The sequence below is a fragment of the Actinomycetospora sp. genome (genome assembly GCF_055612215.1).
The window spans coordinates 1-4,085 of the sequence record NZ_JBVPVA010000547.1; the positions used below are offsets into that span (position 1 = coordinate 1).

Annotated in this window: 6 protein-coding genes; 1 reads left to right on the plus strand and 5 read right to left on the minus strand. The window is 75.7% G+C overall.

All coding sequences use genetic code 11. From position 1 onward, the window contains the following. Nucleotides 1–15: 15 nt before the first annotated feature. Entirely contained in the window at nucleotides 16–495 is a 480-nt protein-coding gene (locus AC0CYZ_RS15250; protein ID WP_472216763.1) for a YbaK/EbsC family protein, read from the minus strand. 3 nt (nucleotides 496–498) lie between these two features. Then, a complete protein-coding gene (locus AC0CYZ_RS15255; RefSeq protein WP_472216765.1) occupies nucleotides 499–1,290 on the minus strand; it encodes a carbon-nitrogen hydrolase family protein in 792 nt (263 codons plus the stop codon). Nucleotides 1,291–1,337: 47 nt separating this feature from the next. Between AC0CYZ_RS15255 and AC0CYZ_RS15260 the strand changes: the two genes are divergently transcribed. Further along, nucleotides 1,338–2,096 carry an arylamine N-acetyltransferase family protein gene (locus tag AC0CYZ_RS15260; RefSeq protein ID WP_472216767.1) on the plus strand — a complete coding sequence of 253 codons (759 nt, stop codon included), beginning with the start codon at nucleotides 1,338–1,340 and terminating at the stop codon, nucleotides 2,094–2,096. Nucleotides 2,097–2,105: 9 nt separating this feature from the next. Here AC0CYZ_RS15260 and AC0CYZ_RS15265 read toward each other — a convergent pair whose 3' ends face one another. The 3 genes from AC0CYZ_RS15265 to AC0CYZ_RS15275 form a co-directional block, all read right to left on the minus strand. Continuing rightward, on the minus strand, nucleotides 2,106–3,089 hold the full coding sequence (locus AC0CYZ_RS15265) for an RNA polymerase subunit sigma-70 (RefSeq protein WP_472216769.1): 984 nt from the start codon (nucleotides 3,087–3,089) through the stop codon (nucleotides 2,106–2,108). A gap of 12 nt (nucleotides 3,090–3,101) precedes the next feature. Continuing rightward, nucleotides 3,102–3,845 (minus strand): SDR family oxidoreductase, encoded by a 744-nt coding sequence (locus AC0CYZ_RS15270; RefSeq protein WP_472216771.1) that lies wholly within the window; start codon nucleotides 3,843–3,845, stop codon nucleotides 3,102–3,104. A 109-nt stretch (nucleotides 3,846–3,954) separates the two neighbouring features. Beyond that, nucleotides 3,955–4,085 (minus strand): DUF4395 family protein (locus tag AC0CYZ_RS15275; RefSeq protein ID WP_472216773.1); only part of this gene is annotated, 131 nt, incomplete at its 5' end.

The following is a 4,085-nucleotide window of genomic DNA, read 5'->3' on the forward strand; positions in this document are numbered from 1 at the left end:
GGAACCACACCGCCCTCACGGCTCGGCGACGTCCACCACGCTCGCCCCCGTTGCGGCCAGCAGTTCGTCCGGCGTCGCGTCGAACACCGTCCGCGGGGAGCCCGCCGCCGCCCACACCCGCGGCCACGCGAGGACGCCGCGCTCCACGAAGGTGCGCACCGGCGCCGTCAGGCCCACCGGCGCGACCCCGCCGATCGCGAACCCCGTCCGCTCCCGCACGAACGCGCCGGACCCCTGCTCCACCGGCGAACCGACCACCGACTCCAGCCGCCCGACGTCCACCCGCGTCGACCCCGAGGCCAGCACGAGCACCGCCTCGTCGGTCTCGGGCAGCCGGAAGACCAGCGACTTCACGATCTGGCCGACCTCGCACCCGACCGCCGCGGCGGCCTCGGCCGCCGTCCGCGTCGACTCGGGGAGCTCGCGGGCGCGGGCGCCGAGGCCGAGATCGTCGAGGGCGGCGGCGACGCGGTCGACGCTGCGCACCTTCGCCATCGCTCAGCCCATCCGGCGGTTCGCGAGCACCGGCAGGACCGAGCGCGCCTTCTCGACCGAGGCGGTGTCGACGTCCACGACGAGCAGCCCCGGGTCGTCCGCCAACGACTCCTCGACGACCCCGAAGGGCGACGCCACGAGGGAGTGCCCGACCCCCCGCGGGGCCTTCCCCGGGTCGATGCCGCGGGCGAGCGGGTCGGCCTGGTCGCAGGCCAGCACGTAGGTCGTCGAGTCGACCGCACGGGCCCGCACGAGCAGCTCCCACTGCTCGATCTTCCCCGGCCCGGCGCCCCACGAGGCCGGGAGCAGCACGGTCGACGCGCCGCGGTCGGCGAGGGCACGGAAGAGCTCGGGGAAGCGGATGTCGTAGCAGACCGCGAGGCCGAGGGTCTCGCCGTCGACCTCGACGACGACCGGCTCGGACCCGGGCGCGACGGTGTCGGACTCGGCGAACCCGAACGCGTCGTAGAGGTGGATCTTGTCGTAGGAGGTGTCCACCCCGCGGCCCGTCGCGATCAGCGTGTTCGTCACGCGGCCGTCGTCGGTCGGCGTGAACATCCCGGCCACGACGAGCACCCCGTTGCGCTCGGCGATCGCGCGGACCTCGCTCGCCCACGGCCCGTCGAGCGGCTCCGCGACCGGCTTCAACGACACCCCGAACCGGCACATCGTCGCCTCCGGGAACACCACGACCGAGGCGCCCTGCTGCGCCGCGAGGGCGGTGTGGTCGGCGACCAGCTCGAGGTTGGCCGCCGGGTCGTCCGTGGCCAGGATCTGGGCGAGGGCAACGCGCATGCCGCCGTGTATACCGGTTCGATGGACGTCGCAGCGGACGGCACGGGATGACCTCGACGCGGGTCACCGACTACCTCGCCCGCATCGGGGCGCGCCCCGACGACGATCTGGCCACCCTCGTCGACCGCCACTACCGGACGGTGCCGTTCGAGTCGCTGTCGATCCACCTCGGCGAACCGATCGACCTCCGCCCCGAGGCGCTGTTCGACAAGATCGTGCGCCGGCGGCGGGGCGGCCTCTGCTACGAGCTCAACGGGCTGTTCGGGTGGCTGCTGGCCGAGCTGGGGCACGACGTCGCGTTCCTCGGCGCCCGCGTCCACGGGCGGGACCGCGACACCGTGCCGCTCGCGCACCTGGCCCTGCGGGTGACCGGGAACGACGGCGTCGCGCGGCTGGCGGACGTCGGGTTCGGCGGGTTCTGCGTGCCGGCGCTGGTGATGGCGGGCGGGTCGACGCAGGTCGTGCCACAGCCCGACGGCGACATCGAGGTCCACGCCCCCGACGGCGTGGCCGGCTACCGCCTCGACGCCCGTCCGTACGCGCGGGACGACTTCGGCCCGACCTGCTGGTGGACGGCGACGCACCCCGACTCCGGGTTCACCGGCGGTCCGATGTGCACGCTGCCGCTCTCGCCGGCGGGACGGGTCACGTTGAGCGGGAATCTCCTGACGCGCACGGCGGCCGACGGCACGCGGACCGAGGACGACCTCTCCGACGGCGAGGCGTTGGCCGCCTACCGCGACCTGTTCGGGATCGTCCTGCCCCGGCTGCCCGTCCCGCTGCACCCGCGGGCCGCGGCCCGGTAGCGGTCGTCGTCAGCGACCCACGGGCGCGAAGAGCGGGACGAGCGTGGGGTCGTTGAACGCCGTGATCCGCCCGACGCGGCCGCCGACCACCGTCAGGACCTGGACGCCGTAGGGCTCGTCGCGGCCGTCGTCGTGACGGCGGTGGACGGCGAGGGCGGGCTGGCCGTTCGCGCGGGTCGGCGTCATCCGCCAGGTGCCCGGGCGGCGCAGTACCCGGTGGGAGAGGAACCCGACGACGGCGTCGCGCCCGGTGAACCACGTGGGCGTCGGCGGCATCTCGAGCTCGACGTCGGCGCGCAGCAGGTCGACCAGCGCGGCCGCGTCGGCGCGGGCGAACGCCTCGACGTAGCGGTCGAGGAGCTCGGAGAGGGCGTCGTCGGCCGGCTCGGCGAGGTCGTCGGGATCGGGCGCGGCCTCGGCGAGGTGGGCGCGGGCCCGGCGGAGCGCGCTGTCGACCGCCGCGGCCGTCGTGTCCAGCACCTCGGCGGTCTCGGCGACGGAGAACCCGAGCACGTCGCGCAGCGTCAGCACCGCCCGCTGCCGCGCGGGCAGCAGCTGGAGGGCCGCGACGAACGCCAGGCGGACCCCCGCCCGCCCGGCGACGATCGCGGCGGGATCGCCGCCGAGCAGGGCGTCCGGCGCGGGCTGCAGCCACGGCACCGTCGGGTCGCCGTCGGCGACCACGACCCGGTGGTCGTCGCGCGGCGCCGCGAGCGACGACGGCAGGGGACGACGGGCGCGGGCGCCCACCGCCGACAGGCTCGCCCGCGTCGCGATCGCGTAGAGCCAGCGGCGCAGCGAGGACCGGCCCTCGAATCCGTCGAACCCCCGCCACGCCCGGACGTAGGTCTCCTGCACCACGTCCTGGGCGTCGTGGATCGACCCCAGGATGCGGTAGCAGTGCGCGAGCAGCTCGGGCCGGAAGGGCTCGGCGAGCGTGCTGAACTCGGGCGCGGTGGTCATGGCGGCTTCTTCCGACGACGCGAGGAGCACGGTAGGCCCGGATCAGTCGAGGGACGCCAGACCGGCGGCCCCGAGTCGGTAGGCCGTCGCCGGGGTGTCCGCGTCGGCCGCGAGCCCGACGACCGCCTTCCCCACCTGCTCCGCGGTGAGCGCCGGTGCGAGCCGGGCCGCGAAGGTCGGGCGGTCGACGCCGGCGTGGGCGGCATAGGCGTCGACGGCGGCCGCCCCCAGGTCGGTCGCCGGGGTGAGCTGCGGGAGCAGCGCCGTGACGCGGATGCCGAGCCCGGCCCGCGTCGACTCCTCCGCGGCGTACCGGGCGAGGAAGCGCACGGTGGCCTTGGCGCCCGCGTACCCACCGCTGAGCGGGGAACCGGCCAGCGCGGCCCCGCTGGACATCGCGACGACGAGGCTGCCCGGCGCCAGCGGCGTCGTCAGGGCGGTCCGGAGCCAGGTGAACGCCTGCCGGACGTCGACCTCCCAGGCGCGGCCGAACGACTCCCAGGTCTGCTCGTGGACCGGGGCCATGGCCGGGGCGGCGCCCGCGTTGAGGACGAGCAGGCCGGGACGGTGCTCTCGGACGACCTCCCGCGCGAGGTCCTCGTCCACCGCGTCGCCGACGACGGGGACGAACGAGTCGCCGAGCTCGTCGTGCAGGGTCCGCAGGCGCTGCTCGTCACGGGCCACGCCGACGACGGGGGTGCCCGCGGCGACGAGGGCGGTGGCGATCGCGCGGCCGAAGCCGCGGCTCGCGCCGGTGACGACGGCGGGGCGGGTCGGGTCGGTCATGGGGTTCCTCCGGGCGGCTGGGGTGGATCGGCCCCCTCGAGACCGTCGCTCCCCGCCGGATCCGTCGGCTTCGGACCGACCGCTGTTGTGACCTATGGCACAGCGTGCGTCAGGCCGGGTGCCCGGTCGTCCGGAACCGTGCGATCAGGCCGTACACCTCGCAGCCGAGGCAGAAGCCGAAGGCGGCGTTGAGGAACGCGGCGATCAGTGCGAACGCCGTCGCGACGATCCCCAGGGCGG

Coding starts and splice junctions, on each gene's coding strand:
- AC0CYZ_RS15250 (WP_472216763.1), bottom strand. CDS start 495: ATGGCGAAGGTGCGCAGCGTCGACCGCGTCGCCGCCGCCCTCGACGAT.
- AC0CYZ_RS15255 (WP_472216765.1), bottom strand. CDS start 1,290: ATGCGCGTTGCCCTCGCCCAGATCCTGGCCACGGACGACCCGGCGGCC.
- AC0CYZ_RS15260 (WP_472216767.1), top strand. CDS start 1,338: ATGACCTCGACGCGGGTCACCGACTACCTCGCCCGCATCGGGGCGCGC.
- AC0CYZ_RS15270 (WP_472216771.1), bottom strand. CDS start 3,845: ATGACCGACCCGACCCGCCCCGCCGTCGTCACCGGCGCGAGCCGCGGC.